Source organism: Mesorhizobium sp. B2-3-2, from assembly GCF_006442295.1.
GTDB lineage: Bacteria > Pseudomonadota > Alphaproteobacteria > Rhizobiales > Rhizobiaceae > Mesorhizobium.
On sequence record NZ_VFWA01000001.1, the window covers coordinates 845,346 to 870,788 of the forward strand.

Below are 25,443 nucleotides of genomic sequence, written 5' to 3' on the forward strand. Positions count from 1 at the left end.
TCCACCCGGGCTTCCGCTGATTTACTTCGCGGGCTCGCCAGCCGTGGCGTGGCCGAAAATGCCAGGCAGGCCGCGGGCCACGCCCGTGTCGACGGTGACGGCCGCGCTCATGCCTGTGCGCAGCATCATCTTGGCGTCGGGATCGCTCAGCTCCAGACGGACCGGAATGCGCTGGGTGACCTTGACCCAGTTGCCGGTGGCGTTCTGGGCGGGCAGCAGCGAGAAATCCGCGCCGGTGCCGGCGCCGATGGCCTTGACCGTCGCTTCGAAGGTCCTGCCCGGATAGGTGTCGACCACGATTTCGGCCTTCTGGCCCGGCTTCATATTGGTCAGCTGCGTTTCCTTGAAATTGGCGTCGATCCAGGTATCGCCGGTCTCGACCAGCGAAAACAGCGGCGTGCCGGAGCCGACATACTGGCCGACCTTGAAGGACGCGGCCTGGTAGACGACGCCATCGGCGGGCGCCTTCACGGTGGTCTGCGCCAGGTCGTAAGCAGCCTTGTCGCGCGCGGCGAGCGCCGACATCACGGTCGGATGTTTGTCGGTTTCGATATCGGGATTGCCGCCAAGCGCGGCCTTGGCGCTGACGATGCCCTGTTCGGCAACGGCAAGCTGCTGCTTTGCCTTGTCGAGATCGTTCCTGGCCTCATCGAGCGAAGACTTGGCGTTGATGCCTTTCTGGGCGAGATCGGCGGCACGGTCGTATTGCGACTGGGCATAGGCAACTTCGCTGCTGGCGGATTTCTCCTGTGCCATGGCCTGGCTGTAGGCGGCGCGCAGCTGCTCGACGTTGAGCCGCGCGGCGGCCACCGCCGCGTCGGCCTGCGCAAGCGCGATCCGGTAAGGCTCGGGGTCGATGGCGAAGAGAAGATCGCCTTGCTTCACCCTCTGATTGTCCGAGATCGCGACCTGAACGATGCGGCCCGCCGTATCCGAGGCGATCGATACCTTGGCCTGCTGCAGGTTGGCGTTCTCCGTCTCCTGGTAGCGCCCCCCAGTGACCCAGACATAGCCGCCACCGATGACCAGAGCCGCCGGCAGGGCGAACATCAACAAGAAGCGGCCGAGACGGCGCTTCTTCTTTGGCGCCGGCGCCGGCTCCACCGGAGGAGCCATTGTAACAGGGGCCGCGGCCGGCTGCTGCGGCGCTTCCATTTCCACTTTGGCGGCGTTTTCGTCGACCTTGGCTACCGCGTTCATGCTGCTGCGCCTTCCGTATTCTTGACCTTGTCGCAGGACGGTGAATCGCCATCCGCGAGATTCTGTGCCATCGCATCCAATGCCGTGATCAGGACGCGGCGATCGTCCGGCGAAACGCCGGTCAGCGACTCCTCATAGACTTCGCCGGCGAGGCTCTTGACCTCCGCATAGGCGGCGCTTGCCTTGGGGGTTGGGAAGATCATGCGCACGCGGCGGTCGGCGGCGTCGGAGCGGCGCTCTATCCAGCCGCCCTCCTCCATCCGGTCGACCAGCCGTGAGACGCTGATCGGCTCGATTTCGAGCAGTTCGGCAAGCCGCGCCTGCGAGACGCCCGCTTCCTTGGCGACGCGAACCATCAGGCGCCATTGCGCCGAGGACAGGCCAAGGCCGCTGGCGCGCGCTTCGAAGCGCTTTCGCATCAGCCGCTGCACGTCGTGGATCAAAAATCCCAATCTGTCTATGCCTTCGGAAACCATGAGTGGGATATATAATAAGCGTGCTTACTATTCAAGCCCGGCATTGTTCCAGAAGCCGGCAAACGTGCATGGCAGCCGTGCAGCACAATCATGGCCGCGTCCGATGAGTTTCGGTTGCCGCGACACCCATCACAAGCGGTTGCGGATCAGCGTGGTGACGACGAAGAAAGCCCCGAGCGAGCTGGTGATGATGCCGATCGGCAGTTCCTGCGGCGGCAGCAATGTGCGCGCCAGAAGGTCGCTAGCGAGCAACAGCACCGCCCCGAACAGCGCGCAACTTACGATCAGGCGCAGATGCAGCGCGCCGGCCAGCGGCCGCGACAGATGCGGGATCATGAGGCCGACGAAGCCGATGACGCCGGCCACCGAAACCAGGATCGCGGTCGAAAACGCGGCCACCAGAAACGTCGTCCGTCGCATTCGCGCCACCGGCACGCCAAGACTTTCGGCGGCATTTTCGCCGGCCAGGAAAGCGTCCAGCCGGCGATGATTCCACAGCCCGTACGCCGCAATCGTGCCGGCCCCAAGCGCCCCCAGCCAGATATTGTCCCACCGGGCCAGGCCGAGCCCGCCCATCGTCCAGAACAGCACCGAATGGGCGGCGCGCTGGTCACCGGCAAAGACCAGGTAATTGGTCAATGCGGTGAACATGAAGGAGACCGCAAGCCCGGCGAGGATCAGCCGTTCGGGGCCTTGTCCCCCCACCCGCGCAACCAGCAAGAGCACAACGCACGCAGCCAGAATACCGCCGGTGAATGCGGCGACCGGTAGCGTCCAGATCCCGAAACTGTCGCCGAAGACGGTGATGACGGAGACAGCGCCGGCGGCGGCTCCCGACGAGAGGCCGAACAGGAACGGATCGGCAAGATCGTTGCGCGTCACCGTCTGCAACAGCGCGCCGACCACGCCCAGGCCGCCGCCGACACAGATGGCCAGGATGGTGCGCGGCAGCCTGAGGTCCACGACGATCCTGCCGACCGGGCCGGACACGTCATGTCCCTTCAATCCGATCGCATGGCCAAGCGCTGCAACGACGTCGCCCAGCGGGATCATCGTCGAGCCATAGGCGATCGACAGCAGCGCGAGCGCGGCGATTGCCAACGCGGCCGCCGTCATGGCCAATAGGAATGCCTTGTGCCGCAAGGTCATGTTCCCGGTCAAAAAGCTTCCGGATGCATCGCCCTGGCGATCTTGCCGATCGCTTCGATGTTGGCCGGCCCGGGTGTCAGTTCGGCATAGCGAAGCGCCACGAAGCGTTCGTTCTTGACAGCGTCCGTCTCCTTCATTGCCGGATGCGCTTTCAGGAAATCGAGCAGCTTCCGGTAGCCGCCGCCATCCTGATAGTCGAGCAGGATGAGGAATTGCGGATTGCGCGAGGCCACCGTCTCCCAATCCGTGTTGCCCCAACTGGTATTCATGTCGGCCATGATGTTGTCGCCGCCGGCCGCGGAAATCATGGCGTTGGGAATGGCGAACTTGCCTGATGTGAACGGCTTGTCCTCGCCGGAATCATAGAGGAACACGCGCGTTCCCCTGCGGTCGCCGACCTTGGCCGTGATTTCGGCGAGCTGCGCCTTCCAGCCGGAGACGAGCTTATCCGCCTCGGCCTCCTTGCCGAAGATCTTGCCCAGCTTCTCGACATCGCCATAGAGCAGCTCCATCGACGCGGCAGGCCGGTTCTTGTCGAGATGGACGCAGCTTTCCGTCAGCACCAGGGTCTTGATGCCGTGCTGCGCCAGCGTATCGGGCGTCACCTCGCCGCCCGGCTTCATGCCGTAGTACCAGCCGGCGAAGAAGAAGTCGGGCTCGACAGCGACCAGGTTTTCCAGCGTCGGATATTTGGGCGCCAGTTCCGGGATCGAGCCTTGCTCGGCCTTGAATTCGGGGCCGACGTTGTACCATCCGGTGATGCCGGTCAGGCCGACGATCGACGGCTGCAGCTTCAGGGCGAAGGCCATCTCGGCCATGTTGAGATCGTGAATGACGGCACGCTTCGGGGGCGCGTCGAACGTCAGCGGCTTGCCGCAGTTGTCGACCGTCACCGGAAAGGCGAAGGCCGTAGAGGCCAGCAGGGAGAAGGCAAGAGACACGGCAAGGCGTTTCACGGATGTTGCTCCTTTGTTGAACAGGATCTGCCGGAAATGGCTTCGATCACGAAGATGGCGCGGCACGGTTCGGAACCTCGAACACCGTCAGCTCGCGGTCCTCCGTCGGGTGGCGGAACCTAAAGACGTCGACACCGAAGATCTCGCGGATCAGCTGCTGGGTGAGTGCTTCGCGTGGCGGCGCCAGCACATGCAAGCGGCCATGGCTCATCACCGCGACCCTGGTGGCGAAAGGCGTCACCAGCGCCAGATCGTGCAGCACCGCGATCACGGTCATGCCGAGGCCTGCCACCAGTTCGAGCAACTCGCTGCGCGCCCGCGGGTCGAGATGGTTGGTCGGCTCGTCGAGGAATAGGATCTTCGGCTCCTGCGCGATGGCGCGGGCAAGCTGGGCGCGCTGGCGCTCGCCGCCCGACAGCGAGCCGATGGTGCGGCCAAGCAGCGGCAACAGCCCGGTCCGGCGCAGCGCCTCGACGACAATGTCGCGTTCCTCGCTCCTGTGCCTGCGGCCGGCATGCGGAACCCGGCCGAGCTCGACATAATCGATGACCGCCAGTCGTGGATCGGGTTGATCGGTCTGGCCGACGACGGCGATGTGCAGCGCCCGCTCGGCGGTCGAAATCCTGTCGAGCCGGCGCGCGGTGAGCTTCACTTCGCCCGAACTCGGCCGCAGCATGCCCGACAGCATGCGCAGCAATGTCGTCTTGCCGGCGCCGTTGGGACCGATGATGGCGAGACGGTCGCCCGCCGCCACCGAAAGGCTGACCGGATGCACCAGATGCAGGCCATCCGCCGCCGCGGCCAGATCGCGGGCCTCGAGAAGCGGCGCGGTCATGGGCAATTCCTTGCAGGGCCTGCCGGAATACGGGCCAGCGTCTTGCCTGCCAGTCCTGCCGGACGCTGGCCTGAATTCACCTCGGTGGCGATATCGCGGCAAAGCGTGCACACGACGATGCGATGCATGGGAATGCAGTGAATGCGATCGATGGCGCCGTCCAACTTCCGTCACTTTCAAAAATGGCGACGGAAGGAAGCTGGCTTGAACCGGTCGACAAGACCGAACCCGCGTCTCCTCCCGGCACACCCCGTCCGGTCAACTCATGCAGATGGCAGGTCTCCTGGCTCGCGGGTCGTTGCGCCATCCTGCCTTCCCAGCCTTGCCGGCCAGTGGCTTTTTCGGATTTTGCTCGCCGCTTACAGTTGCGGGGGCAGCCATGGCTTCGACCCGAAAGGTGGGCCTCACCATGTTCCCTTTTCACCCCTCGCCTTGCGGCGCGGGGACCATCACGAGTCGCAGCCTAGGATGCAGGCAGCGTCAAGGCAAGGTCGATGTATGTTCTGTTATAACAATACATTCGCATGGTCAATCACTATCGCGTGCCACCAGTTCCAGCGGCCAGACCTCGCGAATGATCTCTGGCCCTTTCGCGCCGGCGAAAGCCGGGAGCGAGGCGAGCAGGATTTCGCCAAGCCGCCGCCCCATCGGATCCAGGCTCGGACGAAAGCCGGTCAGCGCCGGCGAGAAATAACGGCAGAGCGGCGTGTCGACGATGACGATCACCGCGACATCATGGCCGGGCTTGATCCCCATTTCGGCGAGCGCTTTGCAGCCGCCGAGCGCCATCGAGTCGTTGTTGAAGATGATCGCGGTCGGCGGATCCTTCGACCGCATGACTTGCGGTGTCACCGCGTAGCCACCGGCTTCGTTGATGAAACCATCCACAATCAGGGCGGGATCGACTTCGATGCCGTGCCGCCGCAGCGCCTTGCCATAGCCCTCCAAAAACAGATAACCGAAATTCAGGTCAAGCGACGGCCGGATGGCGGCGATGCGGCGGTGGCCGCGCGCGACCAGTCGGTCGACTGCATCGGCGCCCGCCTTCTCGAAATCCAGGTCCAGAGAAGGATAGTTGTCGTCGCCGGACCGGCTTCGGCCGAGCGTCGCGAAGGGAAAGCCTGCCTTGCTCAGATAGTCGATGCGATCGTCCTCGCGCCGCGTCCAGGCCAGCACGACGGCATCGGCACGACGTGTCTCGACGACACGGCGCAGGCGCTCCTGCTGATAGTCGCCCGGCGCGCCCATGACGATGATCAGGTCGAGCCCATGTTCGGCCAGTGCCGCTTGCAGCCCACTCAAAAACGGGATGAAAAACGGCTCGCCATATTCCTGGTCGCCCGGATGCGGCTGGAGCATGAAGGCCACGGCATGCGTGGTGCCACGACGAAGGTTCCTGCCCGACTGGTTCGGCGAATAGTTGAGTTGCCGCGCCGCGTCTAGCACGCGCTGGCGCGTCTCGGCATTGACGTCGGCGCGCCCGTTAAGCGCGCGCGAGACCGTGCCGATCGAAATATTCAGATGCCGTGCAAGATCGTGAATGCTGGATGCCAAGACCTCCCCCTCCTGCTTCTGGCTAGCACCAGCCGGTCGTGCGGCCAAGGCGTTTCAGAACCGACGGTACAAATCCGATTGACAATATACGCCATCGGGTGTGTCATCGTAAACGTTTACGGAAGTCATTTACGGACTACCGTGGTGCCAGCCAGGAGGGGTTGGCCGGAGGAGCGCTGGATGATGCACGTCGTCCTGGTCGGGTGCGGAGCCATGAGCAAAACCTGGCTCGAGGCCGCCCGCCAATCCCCTGCCGTCAGGATCGTCGGCCTCGTCGACCTCGACGCCGACAGGGCGCGCCAGCGGGCCCGCGAATATGACCTCGCCGGGGTCGCGATCGGGACCGATCTCGACGCCATTCTCGACCAGACCAGACCCGATGCAGTGTTCGACGTGGTCGTGCCCGCCGCCCGCCGCGACGTCGCCAACTCCGCCTTCGCCCATCGTTGTCATCTTTTGACGGAAAAGCCTCTCGCAGACAGCCCGGACAATGCGCGCGCCATCATCGGCGCGGCCCAGCGCGCCCGGCGTGTTCATGCCGTCGTGCAGAACCGCCGGTATGTCGCCAATGTCAGGCGCATCCGGCGCTTCCTCGATTCCGGCGCCATCGGCGCTGCGACCAGCATCCACGCCGATTTTTTCGTTGCGCCGCATTTCGGGGGGTTCCGCGAAGACATGCGCCACGTGCTGCTGCTCGACATGGCGATCCATACGTTCGACGCCGCCCGCTACATGGTCGATGGCGAACCGACCGAAGTGTATTGCCGGGAATGGGAGCCGGCCAATTCCTGGTACAGGCAGGGATCATCGGCAAGCGCCACCTTCGAACTCGGCCAAGGCAAGATGTTCACCTATCGCGGCAGCTGGTGCGCCGACGGCTTCCGCACCAGTTGGGAAGGCAGTTGGCGCATCGTCGGCGAACGCGGCAGCCTGACCTGGGATGGTCATGACGACTTGAAGGCCGAAGCCGTGCTGCCGGAACGCGAAGGCCTGCTCGACAAGGTCGTGCCGGTAGCGGTGCCGCCGCTCGACCCTGCCGACCGCATCGGCGGGCATCTCGGCGTCATAGAGGATTTCGTCCGCGCCGTGGAAACCGGCACCGAGCCGGAGACGCGCGGCGCCGACAACATCAAGAGCCTGGCCATGGTTTTCGCGGCGATCGAAAGCGCCGAGACCGGGCGCCGGATCGAAATCCCCAGGCAGGAAGGATGACCATGCCGAACCCGCTTCTCGACATCAGGATCGGCACCATGGTGCGGGCCAATCTCGAAGATCCGGCCGCCTATATCAGGCAGATCCTGCCGCTCGGTTTCGAGAGCGTCCAGCCCTTCTTCTGGCAGACGCTGGGCGGCAAGGATCTGGGGCGGCTCGCCGGCGAAATCCGCGACGCCATCGGCGATGCCGATGTCAGCGTCAGCTCGATCGGCGTGTTCGGCAATCCACTCGAGAGCGGCGACACCGACCGCGGCGTGCTCAAGGCTTGGGAAACGGTGATCGACAGCGCGCATCTGTTCGGCACCAATCTGGTCAGCGGTTTTACCGGCCGCATCCGCGGCAAGCCGCTGACAGACAGCCTGCCGCGCTACCGCGAAGTCTGGGGAGAATTGGCCAGGCGCGCGGCCGACAAGGGCGTGCGCATCGCCTTCGAGAATTGCGCCATGGATGGCAACTGGGCCGCCGGCGACTGGAACATCGCCCATAATCCGGACGCCTGGGAACTGATGTTCAACGAATTGCCGGATGAGAATCTGGGCCTGGAATGGGAGCCCTGCCATCAGTTGGTCTATCTGATCGACCCGATCCCGCAGATCCGCAAATGGGCGCCGCGCATCTTCCATGTCCACGGCAAGGACGCGACGGTGCGCTGGGATGTCATCCGCGAGCACGGCGTTTTCGGCCGCCTGCCCTTCGTGCAGATGCGCACGCCCGGCTTCGGCGACAGCGACTGGACGCGCGTGATCAGCGAATTGCGCCTGGCCGGCTATCGCGGCGCCATCGACATCGAAGGCTGGCACGACCCGGTCTACCGCGACGATCTCGAAATGACAGGCCAGGTCCGCGCGCTGGAATACCTCCAGCAATGCAGGGGAGGCGTGAGCTACCTGCCGAACCCGACGTGAGGATTGGCCGCCGCGAGGAGCCGGCCAGGGTTGCCGAAGCAGATGTCGAAACCCTCGCTCGCGAGGACAAAAGGGAGGAACGTGCATGAGCATCGCCAAGAGAACGACACTTCTGCGCACGAGCGTCGTGGCGGCCGCCACGGCGCTCGCCGCCGCCATCTCCACCTTGCCGGCACAGGCGCTCGACGCGCAATGGTGCAAGGACGTCCACATCCGCTTCTTCGTCGGCGGCGCCGAGGGCGACGCCTTCGGTACCATCGTCTACAATGGCGCCAAGCAGGCTGCGGCCGATCTCGGACCGAAGGTCGACTACATCTTCTCAGGCTGGGACATCGAAAAGATGGTCCAGCAGCTGCGCGAGGCGGTCGCCGTCAAGCCCAACGGCATTGCCATGATGGGCCACCCCGGCGACGCCGCCATCATGCCGCTGGCCGAACAGGCGCATAAGGACGGCATCAAGATGATGTACCAGAACGTGCCGGTGCCGACGGTGGTGGCGGCCTTCGGCGGCGGCTATGTCGGCGCCCAGCAGGAACAGCAGGGCCGCGCGCTCGGCGCGGAAGCCTTCAAGCTCGCCAAGCTCAAGGCCGGTGACAAGGCGATCATGATCGGCCCGTTCGAGAATGAGAGCCGCGGCGCGCGCGAGCGTGGAACCGTCTCCGCCTTGAAAGAGGCCGGCATCGATGTCGTTCAAATCAATTCCGCGACCGAGTGGGCAGCCGATCCGAATCTGGCGATCCCGGTGATCACCGCCGCCTTGCTCAACAATCCCGGCGTGAAGGCCGTCGGCTATCCCGGCGGGCAGATGCTTGGCAACGTCCAGACCTATATGACGGCGGCGGGCCGGAAGCCGGGCGACATCTTCAATTTCGGCTTCGACACCAGCCCGCAGATCGTCGAGGCCTTCAAGGGCGGCTGGGTGCAACTGACCGCCGACCAGCAGCCGTTCATGCAGGGCTATCTGCCGATCCTCAGCCTCTGCCAGCAAGTGGTGCTGGGGCTGGCACCGATGAATGTCGATACGGGCGCCGGCTTCGTCACGCCTGAGAATTACAAGATCGTCGCCGAACTGGCCAAGCAGGCACTGCGCTGACCTCCCAAGCCGCCGGCCGGGGGCTCAGGCCCGGCCGGCGGGACCGCCGGCGAGAGCCGGCATGCGACAAGCAAGCGAGGACCCGATGGCCGAACGCATCATCGAACTGCGCGATATCACGAAATCCTACGGCCAGGTCTATGCGCTTGGTGGGGTCAATCTCAGCGTCGACCGCAGCGAGGTGGTCGGACTGATCGGCGACAATGGCGCCGGCAAATCGACGCTGATCAAGATTCTTGCCGGCGCGGTCAAGCCAACCAGTGGCGAGATCCTCGTTCGCGGCAAGCCGGTCACCGGCTGGAACGCGTCGCGCTCGCGCGACGCCGGCATCGAGACCGTATTCCAGGACCGTGCGCTGGCCGTGCAGCAGACCATCGTGCGCAATATCTTCATGGGACGCGAACTCACCGGCTTCCTCGGCTGGCTGAAGGTCGGCACCGAAATCAAGGAGGCGAGCCGGCTGATGCGCGAGATCGGCTTCACCTCGAAAGTGTTCACGCCGCAGTCCGTCGTCGGCCAGCTTTCCGGCGGCGAACGCCAGGGCGTGGCGATCGCGCGCGCCATCTACAAGCAGGCCGACCTGATCATCCTCGACGAGCCGACGACGGCTCTGTCGCTGACCGAAACCGCCAAGGTCTTCCACTTCGTGCGCCAGGTGCGGGCGAGCGGGCGCTCGATCCTGTTCATCGGCCACAACATACATCATGTCTTCGACATCGCCGACCGTTTCGTCGTGCTCGATCGCGGCACTGTGGCGCTACAGGTCGACAAACGCGACATCAAGTCGGCCGACACGCTCGTCAATTTCATGGAAGACCTCGCGCATCCCGGCGGACTGCCCGGCTTGAGCGAAGCCCAGCGCGCGGAGGACACAAGGCCATGAGCAATATCGCCGAACCCAATCGCCAGCCCCCGTCGCCCCATACCGAAATGGGTGAAGCGGCGTGGAAGCACCCGTCCGATCATTTGCTGCGCGGCTTCGTTCTCGACAATCGCGCGGCGCTGGGCACGCTCGGCGTGTTCGTGGTGATGATGGTCGCCTTCACCATCGCCAATCCGACGGTGTTCACCACCTGGTTTCTTTACAGCTCCGTGCTGACCACGCTGCCGGTGGCGCTATTCGTGGTCGTGCCGCTGGTCTTTGTCGTCACCGCCGGCGAGATCGACCTGTCGTTTCCGGCCACGATGGGTTTTGCCTCCTGGGTTTTCGCGCTGGTCGTTCAGGCCGGCTACGATCCGTTCCTCGGCATCGTCGCGGCACTCGCCACCGGCATGCTGCTCGGCTTCCTGGTCGGCGTGCTGGTCGTCTATGGCAGCCTGTCGTCGCTGATCGCCACGCTCGGCATGAACTTCCTGCTGCGCGGGCTGATCCAGATCATCAACGAAGGCAAGTCGACCGCGCTGCCGACGCTCGGGCAAAGCTGGACCTATACGATCTTCTCCAGCCAGGTTTACGGGATTCCGGTGCAGATCCTGTGGGCGCTCGCCTTCGTCGTCTTCGCCGCGCTGCTCTACAACCGCCACCGCTTCGGCGCGCAGGTGAAGGTGGTCGGCGACAATCCCGACAGCGCCCAGCAGATGGGCATCGACGTCAAGCGGGTGAAGGTCAAGGTGTTCGTTTTCGTCGGCATCGGGGCCGCGATCGGCGGCACCTTCTCGACGATGATCAACTTCACCTGGTGGCCAACCGCCGGCGACGGCTATCTGTTGCCGGTGCTGGCTTCGGTGTTCGTGGGCGGCACGCCGACCTGGGGCGGCATCGGTACCGTGCTTGGCGGCGCGATCGGCGCGCTGACCGTGGCGTTCATCCAGACCGGCGTCGTCGCCGCCGGCCTCAGCGGCTTCTATGTGCAGTTCTTCAACGGGCTGATCATCATCCTGTCACTGCTCGGCCACCGCTGGAACCAGGCGCGCTACCGCTGAAGCATTGCCGTTCGGCACGACCGTCCGAGCTCATCCAAGTGGTGACAGCAATGGCCGCAATGCCCTACCCCATCGGCAGCGCGGGCCAGCGGTCCACGAGCCTGCCGCCCGAAAACACCGCGATCGATCCGAACTGCTGCAGCACCGCCTCGCTCTGCGTTGGGCGCAGGAAGGCGTAGTCGCCGGACCTGGTGGTGGCATCGCCGGGCAGGCCCATGAACTGCTGGTTCGAGGAATGGCCAAGCAGGCCATGGGCCTTCATGCCTTCGGGAAACACCGGTTCGGCCATCCATTTGCCGCCATAGAGATAGCAGCCCTTGCGCGGAAACCGGCCGAGCGCCTGCAGCAGGCGGGTGACGGCCGGCGGGCCTGGCAACACCGCCTCGACCACCTTGAGGATAGGCGTGGCGATGAAGGCCGCGGGCTGGAAGCCGTCGAGGCCGGGCGTGTCGAAATCCCCGGGCAGCACGAAGGCCGACCCGACCGACACTTCGTTGGCCACGCCGCCACGATGAAGCAACGCGGTCTTCGAGCCGCCGATGTTCACTGTTCGGCGCTGGTCCTCGCTGAGAGCCGCGATGAACGCCGCGGCCCGCTGCGACGCCTCTGCCAGCGCCTTTTTGGGACCGCCGAACAGACCGGGAATGTGCGGCGCGTGCGCCTCGTAGGCCATGACGCCTTCGCAGCGCAGCCGGGCGGGCAGCGCGTTCAATGCCTTCGACAGGGCCTGCGGTTCCGCGAACCCGCCCCGATGCAGCCCGACATCGATCTCGAAAGCGATGCGCAAGCCGACGTCCAGTTCGGCGGCCAGAGCGCCGTATTCCGCCAGCCTCTCCTCGCTGTCGATCAGCCAGCAGACGCGCGACCAGTCGGCGGTGCCGCTTGAAATCGCTTGCCTTGCCGCGCCGACCGGCATCGGCTTGCCGTAGAGCATGTCGGCATCGGGAAAAGCGTTGAGCACGGCTCTTGTGATCGGCGGATGAAACGTCATGAAGCGACGGGTGCCGAGCGCTCCGGCGATGTGCGAAAGCAGCGGCAGGCAAGCAAGCGACTTGTCGACCAGCCGCACGGCAAGGCCGGGCGCCAGTCTCTGCTTCACCAGGTCGATGTTGCGGTCCAGCCGGTCGCGGTCGAGCACGAGACAGGGCTGAAAGACGCTGGCCGCCCTCAATGCATCCGACAAGGCGGTGAAATAGCCGCTCATTGGCCGATGCCGAACAGGCCGGCCATGTAGGGCGAGACGAAACGGTTCTCGGGATCGATGTCTCGCCGAACGGCCATGGCCTGATCCCAGCGCGGATAGAGCTTTTTGAAATCCGCCGCCTTCAGGCTGTGCATCTTGCCCCAATGCGGCCGGCCGCCATGCCTGCGGAAGATCGGCTCGGCCGCCCGCATGAAGGGCTCAGGGTCGTTGGCGGCATCGTGGTGAATGGCGATCGAGCAGGTCAGACGCTTGTAGAAGGGCGAAAGCCAGAACATGTCGGGTGCCACCGAGCGCACCTCCATCGGAAAATAAACTTCCGGAAAGTGCTTCTCGGTCAGCTCGATGATCTGCGTGATCACCTTCGGCCCCTCCTCGAAGGGCAGATGATACTCCATCTCGTTGAACTTGGTCTGGCGGTCGCTGGCATAGACGTTGAGCCAGTCCTGCACATAATCCTCGGCCGGCACCTTTTTCACGGCGCCGCGGATCAATGAGCGGCGCAGCCACGGCAACCGGCGCAGCGCCCTGCTCAGCTTGCGCAGCGTCGCCAGGCCGGCCTCGTCGTCCTCGGTAGGCCTGGTGGTCGAGTTTGCGTCGCTGAGGTCGCTGGCGATGAACTGCGCGTAGCCGGAAAACGGAATGTAGTAGAATTCGGCCGAGCGGTGCGCGGCCATCATCGTCTCGAAATCGCGCAGCATGTCGGCGATCGGCAGCACCCACTTGCGGCGGCGCAACCGGTAGGTCGCGATGTTGTTCAGCGTGACTTCGCTCAAGATGCCGAAGGCGCCGAGCGCAACGCCCATCGCATGGATCATATCCTGGTCGCGGGTCCGATCGAATTCGCGCAACTCGCCCCGCCCGTCCACGATCTGCACCGTCTCCAACCGGGTGTGATAAGCGCCCAGCGTCAGCCCGGAACCATGGGTGGCGGTGCCCAGCGCGCCGCCGATCGCCTGGCGGTCGATGTCGCCCATATTGGGCAGGCCCTGGCCGATGCCTTGCAGCATGTGCATCAGCGGGCCGAGCCGCGTCCCTGCCCGCACCCGCGCGCGATGGCTTTGTACGTCGTGCGAGACCAGCCCCTCGATCTTCTCCAGGGAAACGATCGAGCCTTGCGATGCCACCAGCGGCGTGAAGGAGTGGCCAGCACCCGCCACGCGCAGAGGTCCGGGAGCCGTGCGCACCAGGTAGGCAAGCTCGCCGGCGTCGGCGGGGGCGGCGACGAGCATCGGCTCGGCGCGCACGAAGCCCGACCAGTTGCCCCAGTTTTGCGCGGTGATCGTCGACATCCGGCCGTCCCGTCACGCGCGCCGACGGCGCGTTATGGTCACGAACACGCCAAGCAGCGCCACGCTGGCAAAGGCGCTTGCAGCGGCGAATTCCGGCACCGGCCGGAAATCCTTGCCGTCGATCAGCAACGACGCCGCGATCGGGCCTATCGCCAGGCCGAGGAGTTGTGCCGCCGGCACCAGCAGCACGGCCGTGCGCGTCTCGTCGGCGGTGATCGCCAGGCGGATCTGGTAGGGCACGATGAACAACAGGATGAAGCCCATGACCAAGGCGGCGATCCAGAATGTCGTCAGGCCAGGTGCGCTGGCAAGAACAAGGGAGGAGACCAGCGCGACGGCACCGATGGCCGTAATGGCAATCCGGTAATCGATGCGCGCCTCGAACACGGTTGCCGTCATCGCGCCCAGGACCTGCGTCGCCAGGCTGGCCGAGACGATCAGGCCGACGGTCCAGCTATCAATCCCATACTGCGCACCGAGCGGCTCCAGGAAGGCCCAGATCGCGCCGAAGAACATGAAGTAGCAGAAGACCGACAATAGCGCGGTGATCGACGGAACCGTCAGCACATTGGCCAGGTTCTCCTCTTTCGGCAGGTCGGCGTAGTCGCCGGGTACGGTGAAAGCGGCCGCCAGCGAAACGACGCAGACGACGGCAAGCACGATGAAGCCGCCGGACGACCCGGCGGCGGGGATGACATAGAGCGCCAAAAGCAGAGCGAGCGCGCATTGCGCCAGGGTCTGCAGCGTCACGAAATAGCCGCCGATGCGCTCGGCCCGGCGCGAACGGGCGATCAATTCGGTGGCGATCGCGACCAGGCCGCCCTCAGCCAGCCCGGCTATGGCGCGGGCGGCGATCAGCGCATTGGCGCTTGCGGCATGGGCGGTCCATACATTCGCCAGGGCCAGCAGGATCAAAAGGACGGCGCTTTTCCAGCGCATGTTGCGCGCGGAAAGCAGCATCGCCACCACGGCTGAACCGATGGCGATCGCGATCATCTCCGCCGTGGCGACCAGCGCCAGTTCATCGCCGCTGACATGGCCCTCGGTGTAGAGCGCGCCAAGCAGCACGGGCTGAAGCCCGAGGATCAGCAGCCCGACCGAGCCGATCCATAATGCGGAGCCGAGCTCGACGCCGGTCGGATTGCCGACCAGCCAATCGCCATTTTCCGCTTGTGCGGCTTGTGTCGCAGTCACGAGGCGCCTCCCAACGTCCTTGCAGCGCGATAAAAAAACTGACAACTTGTCAGCATTACGAAACTGATACTTGATCATGTTTCTTGTCAACCGGGATTTGCAGCTCTCTCGAGAGATTGGCGCATGGCGGAAGCAAGGCGGACGGGGACGGAGCCGAGGCGCAGGCCCAAGCAGGAGCGGAGCCGCGAACGCATCGACGCGATCCTTTCGACGACCATGCGGCTGATCGGCGAAAAAGGCATCGACGCCGTGACGATGAAGGAGGTGGGTGCTCTGGCGGGTGGACCGATCGCCACCGTCTACCATTATTTTCCCAACAAATCGGCGATCCTGGCGATGCTCTATGAGCGCTTCTCGGAGGAAAGCCGCGCACGCTTCGGTGCGATCATCACAGAAATAAGCGGGCTTGAGGACGTAACGACTGCCGCGGACCGCATGCTCGAGGACTATTACCGGCGCGTTGCCGACGACCCGGCCATCCAGGATCTGCAGAACGCGATCCAGGCCGACAAGGCGCTGCAGAACCTCGACATCGCAGAGACAAGGCACCAGGCCAAGATGTTCTGCGACCACGTCGCTCCGATGCTGCGGCCCGACCGGCGCGAAGACTTCGCGCGCGTGGTGTTCCTGATCTTCCAGCTTGCCGGCGGGGTCGTGCGGCTGGCACTGACGCAGGACGAGAAGGAGGGTCGCCGCACGATCGACGACTACAGGTCCATCATCCATACGCAGTTGAGATTGTTTCTATAGTTTTCGGCGGCGGCTTTCGCGCCCCTCTCTCCGGTGACGTCGACACGTCTTGCGTATCGAAGTGTCGGGCGGCAGGATCTCTGACCGGCAGCGGCAGAGCACCCTCCGCGCCTTGTTTCGCCGTCGATTGCGGGAGGAACCGGCGCATTTTGCATGAAAGGCCAGCGGCAACCGGCGCGTTCTGCGAGGAGGCTCTGACGGAAAACAAATTTCGCGCCGCTGTCCGATCGCACGCGCCTTGACTCTCGCCGGCCAGCAGCCTATTTCACCGCCACGTTAGCACTCGCCCTTGGTGAGTGCTAACCACAGGCCCGGCTCCGCCGGGCTTTGTAGATTGTCCGGCTTCGCCGGACGGAGGAACTGTTTCTCACCGTTCTCATCGAGGAAGAAAACATGGCAAAGTCGAAGTTCCGCCCGCTTCATGACCGCGTGGTCGTACGCCGGGTCGAATCCGAATCCAAGACCGCCGGCGGGATCATCATCCCGGACACGGCGAAGGAAAAGCCGCAGGAAGGCGAGATCATCGCCGTCGGCTCCGGCGCCCGCGACGAAGCTGGCAAGCTCGTGCCCCTGGACGTCAAGGCTGGCGACCGCATCCTGTTCGGCAAGTGGTCGGGCACCGAAGTCAAGCTCAATGGCGAAGACCTTCTGATCATGAAGGAATCCGACATCATGGGCATCATCGGCTGAATACCGGCCTTTCCGTCACCTGAATCTTGAATCTTCGGGCTCGATCCGAGCCCCTGCCAGGAGTTGAACATGGCTGCCAAAGACGTAAAATTCTCCCGCGACGCCCGTGAGCGCATGCTGCGCGGCGTCAACATCCTCGCCGACGCGGTGAAGGTCACGCTCGGCCCCAAGGGCCGCAACGTCGTCATCGACAAGTCGTTCGGCGCACCGCGCATCACCAAGGACGGCGTCACCGTCGCCAAGGAAATCGAGCTTGAGGACAAGTTCGAGAACATGGGCGCGCAGATGGTCCGCGAAGTCGCTTCGAAGACCAACGACATCGCCGGCGACGGCACCACGACCGCGACCGTTCTGGCGCAGTCGATCGTCCAGGAAGGCCACAAGGCGGTTGCCGCCGGCATGAACCCGATGGACCTGAAGCGCGGCATCGACCTGGCCGTGACCGAAGTGGTCGCAGCTCTCGGCAAGGCCGCCAAGAAGATCAAGACCTCCGAGGAAGTTGCCCAGGTCGGCACGATCTCGGCCAATGGCGACGAGTCGGTCGGCAAGATGATCGCGGAAGCGATGCAGAAGGTCGGCAACGAAGGCGTCATCACCGTCGAGGAAGCCAAGACCGCCGAGACCGAACTCGAGGTCGTCGAAGGCATGCAGTTCGACCGCGGCTATCTCTCGCCCTACTTCGTCACCAACCCCGATAAGATGGTTGCCGATCTCGAGGACGCCTACATCCTGCTCCACGAGAAGAAGCTCTCCAACCTGCAGGCCATGCTGCCGGTCCTGGAAGCGGTCGTGCAGACCTCCAAGCCGCTGCTCATCATCTCCGAAGACGTCGAAGGCGAGGCCCTGGCCACGCTGGTCGTCAACAAGCTGCGTGGCGGCCTGAAGATCGCCGCCGTCAAGGCTCCGGGCTTCGGTGACCGCCGCAAGGCCATGCTGGAAGACATCGCCATCCTGACCGGTGGCCAGGTCATCTCCGAAGACCTCGGCATCAAGCTTGAGAATGTCGGCCTCAACATGCTCGGCCGCGCCAAGAAGGTGTCGATCTCGAAGGAGAACACCACCATCGTCGACGGCGCCGGCAAGAAGGCCGAGATCCAGGGCCGCGTTGCCCAGATCAAGCAGCAGATCGAGGAGACCACCTCGGACTACGACAAGGAGAAGCTGCAGGAACGTCTGGCCAAGCTCGCCGGCGGTGTTGCCGTGATCCGCGTCGGCGGTGCGACCGAAGTGGAAGTGAAGGAAAAGAAGGACCGCGTCGATGACGCCCTCAACGCGACCCGCGCGGCCGTGGAAGAAGGCATCGTTGCCGGCGGTGGCGTGGCCCTGCTGCGCGCTTCGGGCAACCTCAAGGCCACCGGCGTCAACTCCGACCAGGCCGCCGGCATCAACATCGTGCGCCGCGCACTGCAGGCTCCGGCCCGTCAGATCGCTGCCAACGCCGGTGCGGAAGCATCGATCGTTGCTGGCAAGATCCTCGAGAACAAGGGCGCGACCTTCGGCTACAACGCCCAGACCGGCGAATATGGCGACATGATCGCCATGGGTATCGTCGATCCGGTCAAGGTCGTGCGTACGGCTCTCCAGGACGCGGCCTCGGTCGCCGGCCTGCTGGTCACCACCGAAGCCATGATCGCGGAGGCTCCGAAGAAGGAGTCGGCTGGCGGCGGCATGCCTGGCGGCATGGGCGGCGGCGGCATGGGCGGCATGGGCGGCATGGATTTCTAATCCAGCCATCTGCTTTATGCATGCGGAAAGGGCGGCAGCGATGCCGCCCTTTTCTTTGCACATTCAGGCTTTGCTCCACCGTAGTCGGTTGGAACCAGCGTCAGACAGCTGTGTTCTCTGCTTGCCGCGTCGCCTTGCCCGCGAGGACCGCCTGCTCGATCAGGGCAGCCACCTCATCGGCCACGACGTTGATCGATGAGCGATCGCGGGTGGCGCGGGCAATCACCATCAGGCCTTCCAGCGAGGACTCGACTAACAGCGCCAGCGCCCGGGCGCGGCGCTCGACCACCCCTGCCCTGACAAACGCCTGGCGCAGGAGGCCAATCCACTGCTCGAAAGCGGAGCGGCAGATTTCCTCCAAGTCCGGCACGTCGTTCGGCGCATCCAGCACGACCGGCGCGACCGGGCAGCCGAGCGAGAATTCGTTGTCCTCCAGCATGCGAGCGACCGACTGGTAAATGTGGTGGACGGCAACCGCCGGATCGCTTTCCGCCGCCAGCTCGGCGCCAAGCCTCTCAGTCACCTCGGCCACGCTGGCGCGCGTCACTTCTACGACCAGCTGATCCTTGCCACCGGGAAAGTGGAAATAGAGCGAGCCGCGCGGGGCACCGCTGGCGCTCAAAATATCGTTGAGCGAAGTGCCGTGATAGCCGCGCCGCCTGAGCAGCAATCCGGTCGTTTCGAGTATGCGGGCTCTCGTGTCGTTTGCCATGTCAACCTCTGTCAGGAGAGATCGTTATAAGCCTTGCCAGGAATATGACAACTGGTCTACATAATATGTAGATCAGTCTATATATTCAGTGGAACCCAAATGCGCAGCTATCGTCTTGAAGGTTCGGGCGGAACCGAATGTCTGGTGATGTGGGAAGAGGTGCGGCCGGAGCCAAGGCCCCAGGAGATCGTGGTGCGGGTGCGCGCCACCTCGCTCAACCGACGCGACACGATGATCCTCAATGGCACCTACCCCTTGACGCCGCGCCGCGGGATCGTTCCGCTGAGCGACGGCGCCGGCGAGGTTGTCGCCATCGGCGATGATGTCACACGCTTTGCCGTCGGTGACCGCGTCACCGGCAGTTATTTCGCCCGCTGGATCGATGGCCGCATCAATGCCGGACTGATCGACCAGTTGGGCTGCACGCTGGATGGCATGCTCGGCGAATACGCCGTGCTTGACGAGCAATGGGCGGTGCGACTTCCCGAGCATCTCGACTGGCGCGAGGCGGCAACGCTGAGCTGCGCCGGCCTGACAGCCTGGAACGCACTGACCGGGGCGGAGATTCCCAAGCCCGGCCAATGGGTTCTAGTCATCGGCTCGGGCGGCGTCTCGCTGTTCGCGTTGCAGTTCGCCAAGCTGCTCGGCTGCCGCGTCGTCGCCGTCACCTCTCGCGCCGAGAAGGCCGGCAGGCTGCGGGCGATGGGGGCTGACCTCGTCGTCTCCTCGATCGACATGCCGGAATGGGGGGCGATGGTGCGTGGCGAGACCGGCGGTGTCGACCTTGCCGTCGAAACCGGCGGCCCGCCGACCTTCGCGCAGTCGATGATCGCCAGCGCGCTTTACGGGCGCATCGTGCTGCTCACCATTCAGGATGCGAAGGGCGCAACGGTACAGATTCCGGGCGCCGTCTATCGGCGCAGCCTCGCCACCATCGGCCGTCTGTTCGTCGGCAGCCGCGCGAACCTCGAAACGATGCTCAACGCCGTCTCGGCGCACGGGTTGAGGCCGGTGATCGACAAAATCTTCCCCTTCGCCGAGGCCCGCGATGCCTACGGCTATTTCCAGCAAGGAGACGTCTTCGGGAAGGTCGTCATCGACGGCGCCTGATCTTCAACATCGATCGAACCTGAAGGGAGAACAGCAATGACAATTCGTGAAGCTTCGGCCGAGTGGCAAGGCACGCTGAGGGAAGGTTCAGGCCGGCTGCGGCTCGGCAGCGGTGTGTTCGAAGGCGCTTATTCCTTTCCGTCGCGTTTCGAGAACGGCCCCGGCACCAACCCGGAAGAACTGATCGCGGCCGCGCATGCCGGCTGTTTCTCGATGGCGCTGACCTTCATCCTTGGCCAGGGAGGTCATATTCCGCGGGACATCCGCACCATCGCCAGGGTGCACCTCGGAGCGACGGAGGCCGGGCCGACCATCACCCGCATCGACCTTGAAACGGCGGTCGAGGTCGCGGGGCTCGCCGAAGACCAGTTCGAGCGCCTTGCCCAGTCCGCCAAGGCAAGCTGTCTCGTCTCGCGCGCGCTGGCCGGCGTGCCCCGGATCAACCTCAAGGCGACCCTCGTGGGTACCGCCACGAAACAATGAAAATAAGGAGAAACAAGAGATGAAACAGGACGGCATCATGGACATCCACCCCGACGTCCAGTCGCGGCAGACGGCCGAAATCATGCGGCGCTTCAACGATGTGTTCCAGTTGCACGACCCGTCGGCGCTGGCCGAACTGGTGGGCGAGGATTGCGTGATCGAAAACACCGTGCCGGCGCCGGACGGCGCGCGCCATGCCGGCAAGTCAGCCTGCGTCGGACTATGGACGGCGATCGCGACCCAGGCCGGCACGCGCTTCGACCTCGAGGAGACCTTCGTGGCGGGCGAGCGGGCGACGATCCGCTGGCGCTACTGGATGGCGGACGGCAATTCATTGCGTGGCGTCAATCTGATGCGCGTCGAGGGCGGTCGGATCGTCGAGGCCATGGGCTACGTCAAGGGATAGGCCGGCTTCACCATATGAGTTACTCCTAATACACACCGGTTTGTGCTAGGAATTGAGCCCGACCGCCATTCGACGATCGAGAAAGACCATAGGGAGGACTAATGTCATGAACATCAGAACCGCCTGCTTTGGAGCACTCGCGTTGACCGTCCTCAGCGGCACGGCACTTGCCGGGGCGCTCGACTCGCCCAAGATGATGGAACCGTTCTTCACCGATGCGAACATGAAGACGATGAAATCCGACGCCGAGATGAAGGCTGCCTGGTCAGCGATGTCCAAGGACGACCAGGCCATGATGATGAAGGAATGTCAGGATGCGGCGATGAGCAAGCCGTATGCCCCGTTCTGCGAAAAATTGAAGGCGCTCGGCGGCGCGAACAAGTGATTGCCGGCTGGCCCGGAGTTGAAGAACAGAAGAAGGCGGGCCCGGCTCGCCTTCTCATTGTTTGGCATCGATTGCGTGCCGAGGCGACGCGGACAAATTCTACCTGTCCGCCAGGGCAAGCTTGGCGCCGAGCATGACGAACGCGCCGGCGAAGGTGCGGCGCATCCAGGTCAGCACCATCGGCCGCGACGCGACATGGCTGCGGATCGAGGCGGCGAAGATGCCATAGCCGACGAAGACGACGAAGGTCAAAAGCATGAAGACGCCGCTCAGTTCCAGCATCTTCGACAATGCATGCGGCTCGGTCGTGCTGACGAACTGCGGCAGGAAGGCGAAGAAGAAGATCGACAGCTTCGGGTTGAGCACATTGACGAGGATGCCGGTGGCAATCACCTTGCCGGTGGAACGCGGCGCGACATTGTCCTCGACGCTCAGACCGCCCCTCTCCTTCAGCGTGTTCCAGGCCATGTAAAGGAGATAGGCGACGCCCAGATATTTCAGCGTCTCGAAAGCGACCGCGCTGGTGTGCAGCAGCGCGGCGAGGCCCGTGATGGCGGCAGCCATATGCGGGATGATGCCGAGCGTGCAGCCGAAAGCGGCGACGATTGAGGCGCGGGCGCCGCGGGAAAGCCCGGCGCTCAGCGTGTAGAGAACGCCGGTGCCGGGCGAAGCCACCACGATCAGCGACGTCAACAAGAATTCGATGCTCACGATTTGATCCTCCGCTGTCCTGCCTGACCCAGCGTAGCAGCGAAATCCCCGCGCACAAGCCGGCGCCATCAGCTTCAGAGGACAGGCAGCCCGTGCGCCCGGCGTGCCATCAGGCAATCCTCGTCGCCGGGCATGCAGGCGCGACAGACATCCGGGCGAAGCTCGTAAATGCCGCAAACGGTTGCCTTGCCGACTTCGCCACAGAGGGCCGAACAGCGCGCGCCCTCGCAGCGCATACCCGACAGATCGGCCGCGACATACTTCTCAGGAATACGGTCGAGCTGCGCGTCGTCCTCAGTGGAAAAGCGCGGCCACTCGGCCGAGTAGGAACAACAGGCGCCGCAGCTCTGGCAATCGAATGCGGGGATGGTGTCTCGTTGCAACGAGGAAAGACCTGCCGCGGTCGCCGAGGCGAACAGCCCCTGCGCGGCAGGATTGCGGTCGGCGTCTTGCGGCAAGGCGCTATTTCTTCTTGCCTGCCTTGCGCGACGGCGCCTCGGCCGGCGACTTGAATAGATCGGTCGCGGCCTCGGCAGTTGCATCGGCCTTCGGCGCAGCGCCCGGCTTGACCGGCTTTGCAGCGGCGGCTGGCGCCGGCGGGTGGTCCTTGGCGGAGAATTTTATGGCCATGTCAGTCCTCGTCGGCGAAGCGCGACGGTGCGCGCGGACTGCGCAAACGGCCGATCAGAGCCGAAACCGCCGTTATGTTCATTTCCTCAGGCGACCAGTTTCTCGCCTCCGCGATGTGATGCGGCGCCAATTCGCGATGCGTGCTGCCGCTGTAGGCGGCGTCCTGATGGATCACCGGCTCACGGGTCTTGGCGTCTTGCCGGACATATTCGATCAAATAGTTCGGGCACTCGGCGCGGCCGCGCACGCCAACGCGCACCTGTGCATCGCCATGGGCGCGCTTGCAGCGTTCGAGTTTTTCCAGCACACGCCGGACATATTCGACGGGCTTGTCCAATGTTTCGACCATGTCGGCGATGGTCGCATCGGTGGCGATGGGCGTCTGAGATACGCGCTTGGTGGCCATCAGCGTCTTCCGACCCGTTTCGGCAACGCCGCCTGGGCGACCGCCGCAGCCATGTCATCAGCCTCTTTTTCCAGACGCAGTTCCCGCAACCGCGCGGTCTTGGCTTCACGCGCCTCGGTGACGGCATCGCGTTCGGAAATGATGCGGTTGAGCGACATCGACTGGGTTTGCGTCTTGCTGAACAAGGGCACTGCCTGATCAGCAGCTGTTTTCGAATTGGCGGTCAAAATCTTTCTCCTGTCAGGAGTCTCGTGCCGATAGGGCAAGACCGGTCTTCAGTCAGGACCCTGCGCAAAAGCATTGGGGCGGCGGATCAATTGTTTAAGCGTCCCTTAGCACGTTCAGACCGGGATGCAGCGCATTTTCGGCGGCAGGACGCGTAAAATAAAAAAGGCCAGGCACCGCCTGACCTTCCATGAGAGCGTCGCGCATCCAGTGGATGCACAGGACGCCCCGGTGCGCACGGTGCGAAAACTCAGGTTTCCGCCGCCATGCGCCCGAATTCGCCATTCACCGGTGCCAGTACATCCGTGGTCACCGGGAGGGCTGAATCCTTTTTCAGGCCGCCTTCAACTGGTCGGCCGACATCTTGCCGGACTTGTTGTCGCGGACCATCTCGTAGCCGAGCTTCTGGCCCTCGACGATGTCCCGCATGCCGGCGCGCTCTACGGCCGAGATGTGGACGAAAACGTCGGCAGAGCCGTCGTCAGGCTGAATAAAACCAAAACCTTTGGTGGCGTTGAACCATTTAACTGTGCCGGTGCTCATGACGAACCCTTTCCATGGCAAATACTCGTTCGCCGCCATGCGGATGCATAACGTCGTTTGTCTCGATTTTTTGTGTGGGAAGTTCGTCAAAGGCGCGCTGCAAAACGCGGATAACAAAAGTCGGTCAACAAATATCGACAAATGTCTTGTAAGCTATTTAAACGGCCATGTCAATTCTTGGCTCATCCGCCGCAATGGGCCGCGCCAACCGGGCACTGAACAAGGTGGCAGCCCTCAAAAAAAATCCGGACGCGCCGGGAGCCATTTCGGTCGAAGCGCGTTTCATGGTTGTCGTCAGCAATTCACGAGAGCAATTGAAGGAAAAGTTGACGGCAAAGACGCCCCCCGCACGATAAAAGGTGCGAGGGGCGTTTTCTCTCGGCCCTTACGTCACGGCGGTCGTCATCGGCAGGCGAAAGCCGCCGCCCGAGCCACCGGCGGGTCGCGACAGTCAGCGTCCGGGGCTGCGGGCTTTCATGTCTGAAACGGTTTGCTGAAAGCGTTGGTGAATGTGACCTCGCCGTGATCGTCGCTGGCTTCGCCCAGCACGACGTCCATGCCATCATTGGTGACCCGCGCCAGTGCGAACCCGCCCATATAGGCCGCCTTTGGCTTGAAGAGATCAAGACCGTCGCGTTGATAGATCATCGGCACCTCGTGCTGATGGCCATGGAAGACGGCAATTACGTTATAGCCCTTCAGAGCCGCAAGCAGTGCCTGACGGTCCGCATCGCTCCACCAATGCGGCGGCCCCTTGCCGTCGTCGTCGAAAGCCTTTTTTGCGGGATCCCATCGCTCAGTCGAAAAACTATCCCAGCCATAATGCTGAAACAGGATGACCGGGCGGCCGTCCGCCGCATAGGTCGCCAGATCCTGCTTCAGCCAGGGCAGGCTGCTGTCCGCGCCATGGCCGGTGTCGCCGGCGAAACGGTGGGTCTGGACAAGATGCAGCCCGCCCCAGTCCCACGCATAGCAGTCGGTCTCGACATCGTAGTCGGTGGCCGGAACCGGTGGCTTGAAGAACACGCCGGCACGGTGATTGACTTCGACATAGTCGCGCATTTCGCGCCGGTACCAGTCGACGTGATGCCGCGGGCCGTTCTGGTCGAGGTCATGATTGCCGAGCCCGACATAGACTGGAACATGCACGCGGTCAGGCCCCATGCCTTGCTGGTAACGCTGGCTGAATTGCAGCAATTGCGTGCCTTCGCTCGGCTGGGTGATCTGGCCGCCACCATCGTCGGTCATGTCGCCGCCGATGACCAGGCCGAGCGGCGTGCCGATTCGGCTGCCGGCGGAGCGCAGGCCCGTCGGGACGCCGCCGATCTCGACGGGCCATGTCTTGTCGCCAATGCCGTTCAGAGCCGCCACATTGCGCAGCAAGGCAGCATCGGTCTTGCCTTCCTGCTGGCAATTGGGGCTCAAGCCGCTGGCCATGCGGCAGGCATGGACATCGGCGATGAACAGGAAGGTGGCGTCTACAGGCTGAATGCGCTGCCCGGTCTGGCCGAGCGCCGGGCGTGGAAGCGCAAGGGCCGTGGCAAGACCGGCGGCCCGCGCCAGAAAACGGCGTCGTGATACCGATTTTGGCGAGAAGCGCTTCATCATGGGTTGAAGTTCAGCACGGACACCGGCCAGCAGTAAAGTTCGGCGCCCGGCCCACGGCTGCCCTTC

The 25,443-nt window shown here is 64.0% G+C and carries 29 protein-coding genes and 1 riboswitch; of the genes, 12 read left to right on the forward strand and 17 right to left on the reverse strand.

Translation table 11 applies throughout. The features are described from left to right. Positions 1-21 precede the first annotated feature (21 nt). From FJ964_RS04145 to FJ964_RS04170, 6 genes are all read right to left on the reverse strand, one after another. Positions 22-1,200 (reverse strand): HlyD family secretion protein, encoded by a 1,179-nt coding sequence (locus tag FJ964_RS04145; protein ID WP_140549191.1) that lies wholly within the window; start codon positions 1,198-1,200, stop codon positions 22-24. Continuing rightward, positions 1,197-1,676: a MarR family winged helix-turn-helix transcriptional regulator gene (locus FJ964_RS04150; RefSeq protein ID WP_140549192.1), complete on the reverse strand. Its 480-nt coding sequence runs from the start codon at positions 1,674-1,676 to the stop codon at positions 1,197-1,199. The genes FJ964_RS04145 and FJ964_RS04150 overlap by 4 nt, the downstream gene beginning before the upstream one ends. 129 nt (positions 1,677-1,805) lie before the next feature. After that, entirely contained in the window at positions 1,806-2,792 is a 987-nt protein-coding gene (locus FJ964_RS04155; RefSeq protein ID WP_140549393.1) for an iron ABC transporter permease, read from the reverse strand. Positions 2,793-2,833: 41 nt separating this feature from the next. Further along, a complete protein-coding gene (locus tag FJ964_RS04160) occupies positions 2,834-3,781 on the reverse strand; it encodes an ABC transporter substrate-binding protein (RefSeq protein WP_140549193.1) in 948 nt (315 codons plus the stop codon). 46 nt (positions 3,782-3,827) lie between these two features. Further along, entirely contained in the window at positions 3,828-4,616 is a 789-nt protein-coding gene (locus FJ964_RS04165) for an ABC transporter ATP-binding protein (RefSeq protein WP_140549194.1), read from the reverse strand. Positions 4,617-4,871: 255 nt separating this feature from the next. Then, positions 4,872-5,082, reverse strand: a riboswitch (cobalamin riboswitch). Positions 5,083-5,144: 62 nt separating this feature from the next. After that, on the reverse strand, positions 5,145-6,170 hold the full coding sequence (locus tag FJ964_RS04170; RefSeq protein ID WP_140549195.1) for a LacI family DNA-binding transcriptional regulator: 1,026 nt from the start codon (positions 6,168-6,170) through the stop codon (positions 5,145-5,147). Positions 6,171-6,350: 180 nt separating this feature from the next. Here FJ964_RS04170 and FJ964_RS04175 point away from each other — a divergent pair, with 180 nt between their 5' ends. The 5 genes from FJ964_RS04175 (at position 6,351) to FJ964_RS04195 (ending at position 11,306) form a co-directional block, all read left to right on the forward strand. After that, complete coding sequence (locus FJ964_RS04175) at positions 6,351-7,382, forward strand: Gfo/Idh/MocA family oxidoreductase (RefSeq protein ID WP_140549196.1); 1,032 nt, start codon at positions 6,351-6,353, stop codon at positions 7,380-7,382. 2 nt (positions 7,383-7,384) lie between these two features. After that, positions 7,385-8,290, forward strand: coding sequence for a sugar phosphate isomerase/epimerase (locus FJ964_RS04180; RefSeq protein WP_181172352.1), 906 nt, complete (start codon positions 7,385-7,387; stop codon positions 8,288-8,290). 85 nt (positions 8,291-8,375) lie between these two features. Then, positions 8,376-9,383, forward strand: coding sequence for a substrate-binding domain-containing protein (locus FJ964_RS04185; RefSeq protein ID WP_140549198.1), 1,008 nt, complete (start codon positions 8,376-8,378; stop codon positions 9,381-9,383). 85 nt (positions 9,384-9,468) lie between these two features. After that, positions 9,469-10,266, forward strand: a complete 798-nt coding sequence (locus FJ964_RS04190) for an ATP-binding cassette domain-containing protein (protein ID WP_140549394.1) — start codon at positions 9,469-9,471, stop codon at positions 10,264-10,266. Continuing rightward, positions 10,263-11,306, forward strand: coding sequence for an ABC transporter permease (locus FJ964_RS04195; protein WP_140549199.1), 1,044 nt, complete (start codon positions 10,263-10,265; stop codon positions 11,304-11,306). The genes FJ964_RS04190 and FJ964_RS04195 overlap by 4 nt, the downstream gene beginning before the upstream one ends. A gap of 64 nt (positions 11,307-11,370) precedes the next feature. On the opposite strand, the gene FJ964_RS04200 is transcribed toward FJ964_RS04195, so the two are convergent. From FJ964_RS04200 to FJ964_RS04210, 3 genes are read right to left on the reverse strand one after another with little or no spacing between them, the layout of a single operon-like run. Then, on the reverse strand, positions 11,371-12,510 hold the full coding sequence (locus FJ964_RS04200) for a DSD1 family PLP-dependent enzyme (RefSeq protein WP_140549200.1): 1,140 nt from the start codon (positions 12,508-12,510) through the stop codon (positions 11,371-11,373). Continuing rightward, positions 12,507-13,799 carry a D-arabinono-1,4-lactone oxidase gene (locus FJ964_RS04205; protein ID WP_140549201.1) on the reverse strand — a complete coding sequence of 431 codons (1,293 nt, stop codon included), beginning with the start codon at positions 13,797-13,799 and terminating at the stop codon, positions 12,507-12,509. The genes FJ964_RS04200 and FJ964_RS04205 overlap by 4 nt, the downstream gene beginning before the upstream one ends. A 12-nt stretch (positions 13,800-13,811) precedes the next feature. Next, positions 13,812-14,993, reverse strand: coding sequence for an MFS transporter (locus FJ964_RS04210; RefSeq protein WP_140549202.1), 1,182 nt, complete (start codon positions 14,991-14,993; stop codon positions 13,812-13,814). Positions 14,994-15,116: 123 nt separating this feature from the next. Between FJ964_RS04210 and FJ964_RS04215 the strand changes: the two genes are divergently transcribed. From FJ964_RS04215 to groL, 3 genes are all read left to right on the forward strand, one after another. After that, complete coding sequence (locus FJ964_RS04215; protein ID WP_140549203.1) at positions 15,117-15,743, forward strand: TetR/AcrR family transcriptional regulator; 627 nt, start codon at positions 15,117-15,119, stop codon at positions 15,741-15,743. A gap of 393 nt (positions 15,744-16,136) precedes the next feature. After that, on the forward strand, positions 16,137-16,433 hold the full coding sequence (gene groES, locus FJ964_RS04220) for a co-chaperone GroES (protein ID WP_006203049.1): 297 nt from the start codon (positions 16,137-16,139) through the stop codon (positions 16,431-16,433). Between the two features lie 69 nt (positions 16,434-16,502). Beyond that, the gene (gene groL / locus FJ964_RS04225; RefSeq protein WP_140494274.1) at positions 16,503-18,158 is read left to right on the forward strand and encodes a chaperonin GroEL; all 1,656 of its coding nucleotides are present in this window, start codon (positions 16,503-16,505) and stop codon (positions 18,156-18,158) included. 100 nt (positions 18,159-18,258) lie between these two features. On the opposite strand, the gene FJ964_RS04230 is transcribed toward groL, so the two are convergent. Beyond that, positions 18,259-18,870 (reverse strand): TetR/AcrR family transcriptional regulator, encoded by a 612-nt coding sequence (locus FJ964_RS04230; RefSeq protein WP_140549204.1) that lies wholly within the window; start codon positions 18,868-18,870, stop codon positions 18,259-18,261. Positions 18,871-18,969: 99 nt separating this feature from the next. On the opposite strand from FJ964_RS04230, the gene FJ964_RS04235 reads away from it, so the two are divergent. From FJ964_RS04235 to FJ964_RS04250, 4 genes are all read left to right on the forward strand, one after another. Continuing rightward, on the forward strand, positions 18,970-19,980 hold the full coding sequence (locus FJ964_RS04235; RefSeq protein ID WP_140549205.1) for an NAD(P)-dependent alcohol dehydrogenase: 1,011 nt from the start codon (positions 18,970-18,972) through the stop codon (positions 19,978-19,980). A 36-nt stretch (positions 19,981-20,016) separates the two neighbouring features. Further along, the gene (locus FJ964_RS04240) at positions 20,017-20,463 is read left to right on the forward strand and encodes an OsmC family protein (protein WP_140549206.1); all 447 of its coding nucleotides are present in this window, start codon (positions 20,017-20,019) and stop codon (positions 20,461-20,463) included. A gap of 19 nt (positions 20,464-20,482) precedes the next feature. Further along, positions 20,483-20,869 carry a nuclear transport factor 2 family protein gene (locus FJ964_RS04245; protein ID WP_140549207.1) on the forward strand — a complete coding sequence of 129 codons (387 nt, stop codon included), beginning with the start codon at positions 20,483-20,485 and terminating at the stop codon, positions 20,867-20,869. 106 nt (positions 20,870-20,975) lie between these two features. Beyond that, the gene (locus FJ964_RS04250) at positions 20,976-21,254 is read left to right on the forward strand and encodes a hypothetical protein (protein WP_140549208.1); all 279 of its coding nucleotides are present in this window, start codon (positions 20,976-20,978) and stop codon (positions 21,252-21,254) included. A 99-nt stretch (positions 21,255-21,353) separates the two neighbouring features. Here the strand turns inward: FJ964_RS04250 and FJ964_RS04255 are convergent, their stop codons facing one another. From FJ964_RS04255 to FJ964_RS04280, 7 genes are all read right to left on the reverse strand, one after another. After that, entirely contained in the window at positions 21,354-21,965 is a 612-nt protein-coding gene (locus FJ964_RS04255; RefSeq protein WP_140549209.1) for a LysE family translocator, read from the reverse strand. Positions 21,966-22,039: 74 nt separating this feature from the next. After that, positions 22,040-22,423, reverse strand: coding sequence for a YkgJ family cysteine cluster protein (locus FJ964_RS04260; protein WP_140549210.1), 384 nt, complete (start codon positions 22,421-22,423; stop codon positions 22,040-22,042). A 4-nt stretch (positions 22,424-22,427) separates the two neighbouring features. Beyond that, entirely contained in the window at positions 22,428-22,595 is a 168-nt protein-coding gene (locus FJ964_RS30900; RefSeq protein WP_181172353.1) for a hypothetical protein, read from the reverse strand. A 1-nt stretch (position 22,596) separates the two neighbouring features. After that, a complete protein-coding gene (locus tag FJ964_RS04265) occupies positions 22,597-23,001 on the reverse strand; it encodes a hypothetical protein (RefSeq protein WP_140549211.1) in 405 nt (134 codons plus the stop codon). Continuing rightward, positions 23,001-23,228, reverse strand: coding sequence for a hypothetical protein (locus FJ964_RS04270; RefSeq protein ID WP_140549212.1), 228 nt, complete (start codon positions 23,226-23,228; stop codon positions 23,001-23,003). Before FJ964_RS04270 ends, FJ964_RS04265 begins: the two co-directional genes overlap by 1 nt. 331 nt (positions 23,229-23,559) lie before the next feature. After that, positions 23,560-23,769, reverse strand: coding sequence for a cold-shock protein (locus FJ964_RS04275; protein WP_010915421.1), 210 nt, complete (start codon positions 23,767-23,769; stop codon positions 23,560-23,562). Positions 23,770-24,243: 474 nt separating this feature from the next. Further along, on the reverse strand, positions 24,244-25,377 hold the full coding sequence (locus FJ964_RS04280; RefSeq protein ID WP_140549213.1) for a metallophosphoesterase: 1,134 nt from the start codon (positions 25,375-25,377) through the stop codon (positions 24,244-24,246). Positions 25,378-25,443: the final 66 nt, after the last annotated feature.

What these genes read in the sequence shown, in the direction of transcription:
- FJ964_RS04145 (WP_140549191.1), bottom strand. Translation starts at nt 1,200, where the DNA reads ATGAACGCGGTAGCCAAGGTCGACGAAAACGCCGCCAAAGTGGAAATG.
- FJ964_RS04150 (WP_140549192.1), bottom strand. Translation starts at nt 1,676, where the DNA reads ATGGTTTCCGAAGGCATAGACAGATTGGGATTTTTGATCCACGACGTG.
- FJ964_RS04155 (WP_140549393.1), bottom strand. Translation starts at nt 2,792, where the DNA reads ATGACGGCGGCCGCGTTGGCAATCGCCGCGCTCGCGCTGCTGTCGATC.
- FJ964_RS04165 (WP_140549194.1), bottom strand. Translation starts at nt 4,616, where the DNA reads ATGACCGCGCCGCTTCTCGAGGCCCGCGATCTGGCCGCGGCGGCGGAT.
- FJ964_RS04175 (WP_140549196.1), top strand. Translation starts at nt 6,351, where the DNA reads ATGATGCACGTCGTCCTGGTCGGGTGCGGAGCCATGAGCAAAACCTGG.
- FJ964_RS04180 (WP_181172352.1), top strand. Translation starts at nt 7,385, where the DNA reads ATGCCGAACCCGCTTCTCGACATCAGGATCGGCACCATGGTGCGGGCC.
- FJ964_RS04185 (WP_140549198.1), top strand. Translation starts at nt 8,376, where the DNA reads ATGAGCATCGCCAAGAGAACGACACTTCTGCGCACGAGCGTCGTGGCG.
- FJ964_RS04190 (WP_140549394.1), top strand. Translation starts at nt 9,469, where the DNA reads ATGGCCGAACGCATCATCGAACTGCGCGATATCACGAAATCCTACGGC.
- FJ964_RS04195 (WP_140549199.1), top strand. Translation starts at nt 10,263, where the DNA reads ATGAGCAATATCGCCGAACCCAATCGCCAGCCCCCGTCGCCCCATACC.
- FJ964_RS04200 (WP_140549200.1), bottom strand. Translation starts at nt 12,510, where the DNA reads ATGAGCGGCTATTTCACCGCCTTGTCGGATGCATTGAGGGCGGCCAGC.
- FJ964_RS04205 (WP_140549201.1), bottom strand. Translation starts at nt 13,799, where the DNA reads ATGTCGACGATCACCGCGCAAAACTGGGGCAACTGGTCGGGCTTCGTG.
- FJ964_RS04215 (WP_140549203.1), top strand. Translation starts at nt 15,117, where the DNA reads ATGGCGGAAGCAAGGCGGACGGGGACGGAGCCGAGGCGCAGGCCCAAG.
- groES (WP_006203049.1), top strand. Translation starts at nt 16,137, where the DNA reads ATGGCAAAGTCGAAGTTCCGCCCGCTTCATGACCGCGTGGTCGTACGC.
- groL (WP_140494274.1), top strand. Translation starts at nt 16,503, where the DNA reads ATGGCTGCCAAAGACGTAAAATTCTCCCGCGACGCCCGTGAGCGCATG.
- FJ964_RS04230 (WP_140549204.1), bottom strand. Translation starts at nt 18,870, where the DNA reads ATGGCAAACGACACGAGAGCCCGCATACTCGAAACGACCGGATTGCTG.
- FJ964_RS04235 (WP_140549205.1), top strand. Translation starts at nt 18,970, where the DNA reads ATGCGCAGCTATCGTCTTGAAGGTTCGGGCGGAACCGAATGTCTGGTG.
- FJ964_RS04240 (WP_140549206.1), top strand. Translation starts at nt 20,017, where the DNA reads ATGACAATTCGTGAAGCTTCGGCCGAGTGGCAAGGCACGCTGAGGGAA.
- FJ964_RS04245 (WP_140549207.1), top strand. Translation starts at nt 20,483, where the DNA reads ATGAAACAGGACGGCATCATGGACATCCACCCCGACGTCCAGTCGCGG.
- FJ964_RS04250 (WP_140549208.1), top strand. Translation starts at nt 20,976, where the DNA reads ATGAACATCAGAACCGCCTGCTTTGGAGCACTCGCGTTGACCGTCCTC.
- FJ964_RS30900 (WP_181172353.1), bottom strand. Translation starts at nt 22,595, where the DNA reads ATGGCCATAAAATTCTCCGCCAAGGACCACCCGCCGGCGCCAGCCGCC.
- FJ964_RS04265 (WP_140549211.1), bottom strand. Translation starts at nt 23,001, where the DNA reads ATGGCCACCAAGCGCGTATCTCAGACGCCCATCGCCACCGATGCGACC.
- FJ964_RS04275 (WP_010915421.1), bottom strand. Translation starts at nt 23,769, where the DNA reads ATGAGCACCGGCACAGTTAAATGGTTCAACGCCACCAAAGGTTTTGGT.
- FJ964_RS04280 (WP_140549213.1), bottom strand. Translation starts at nt 25,377, where the DNA reads ATGATGAAGCGCTTCTCGCCAAAATCGGTATCACGACGCCGTTTTCTG.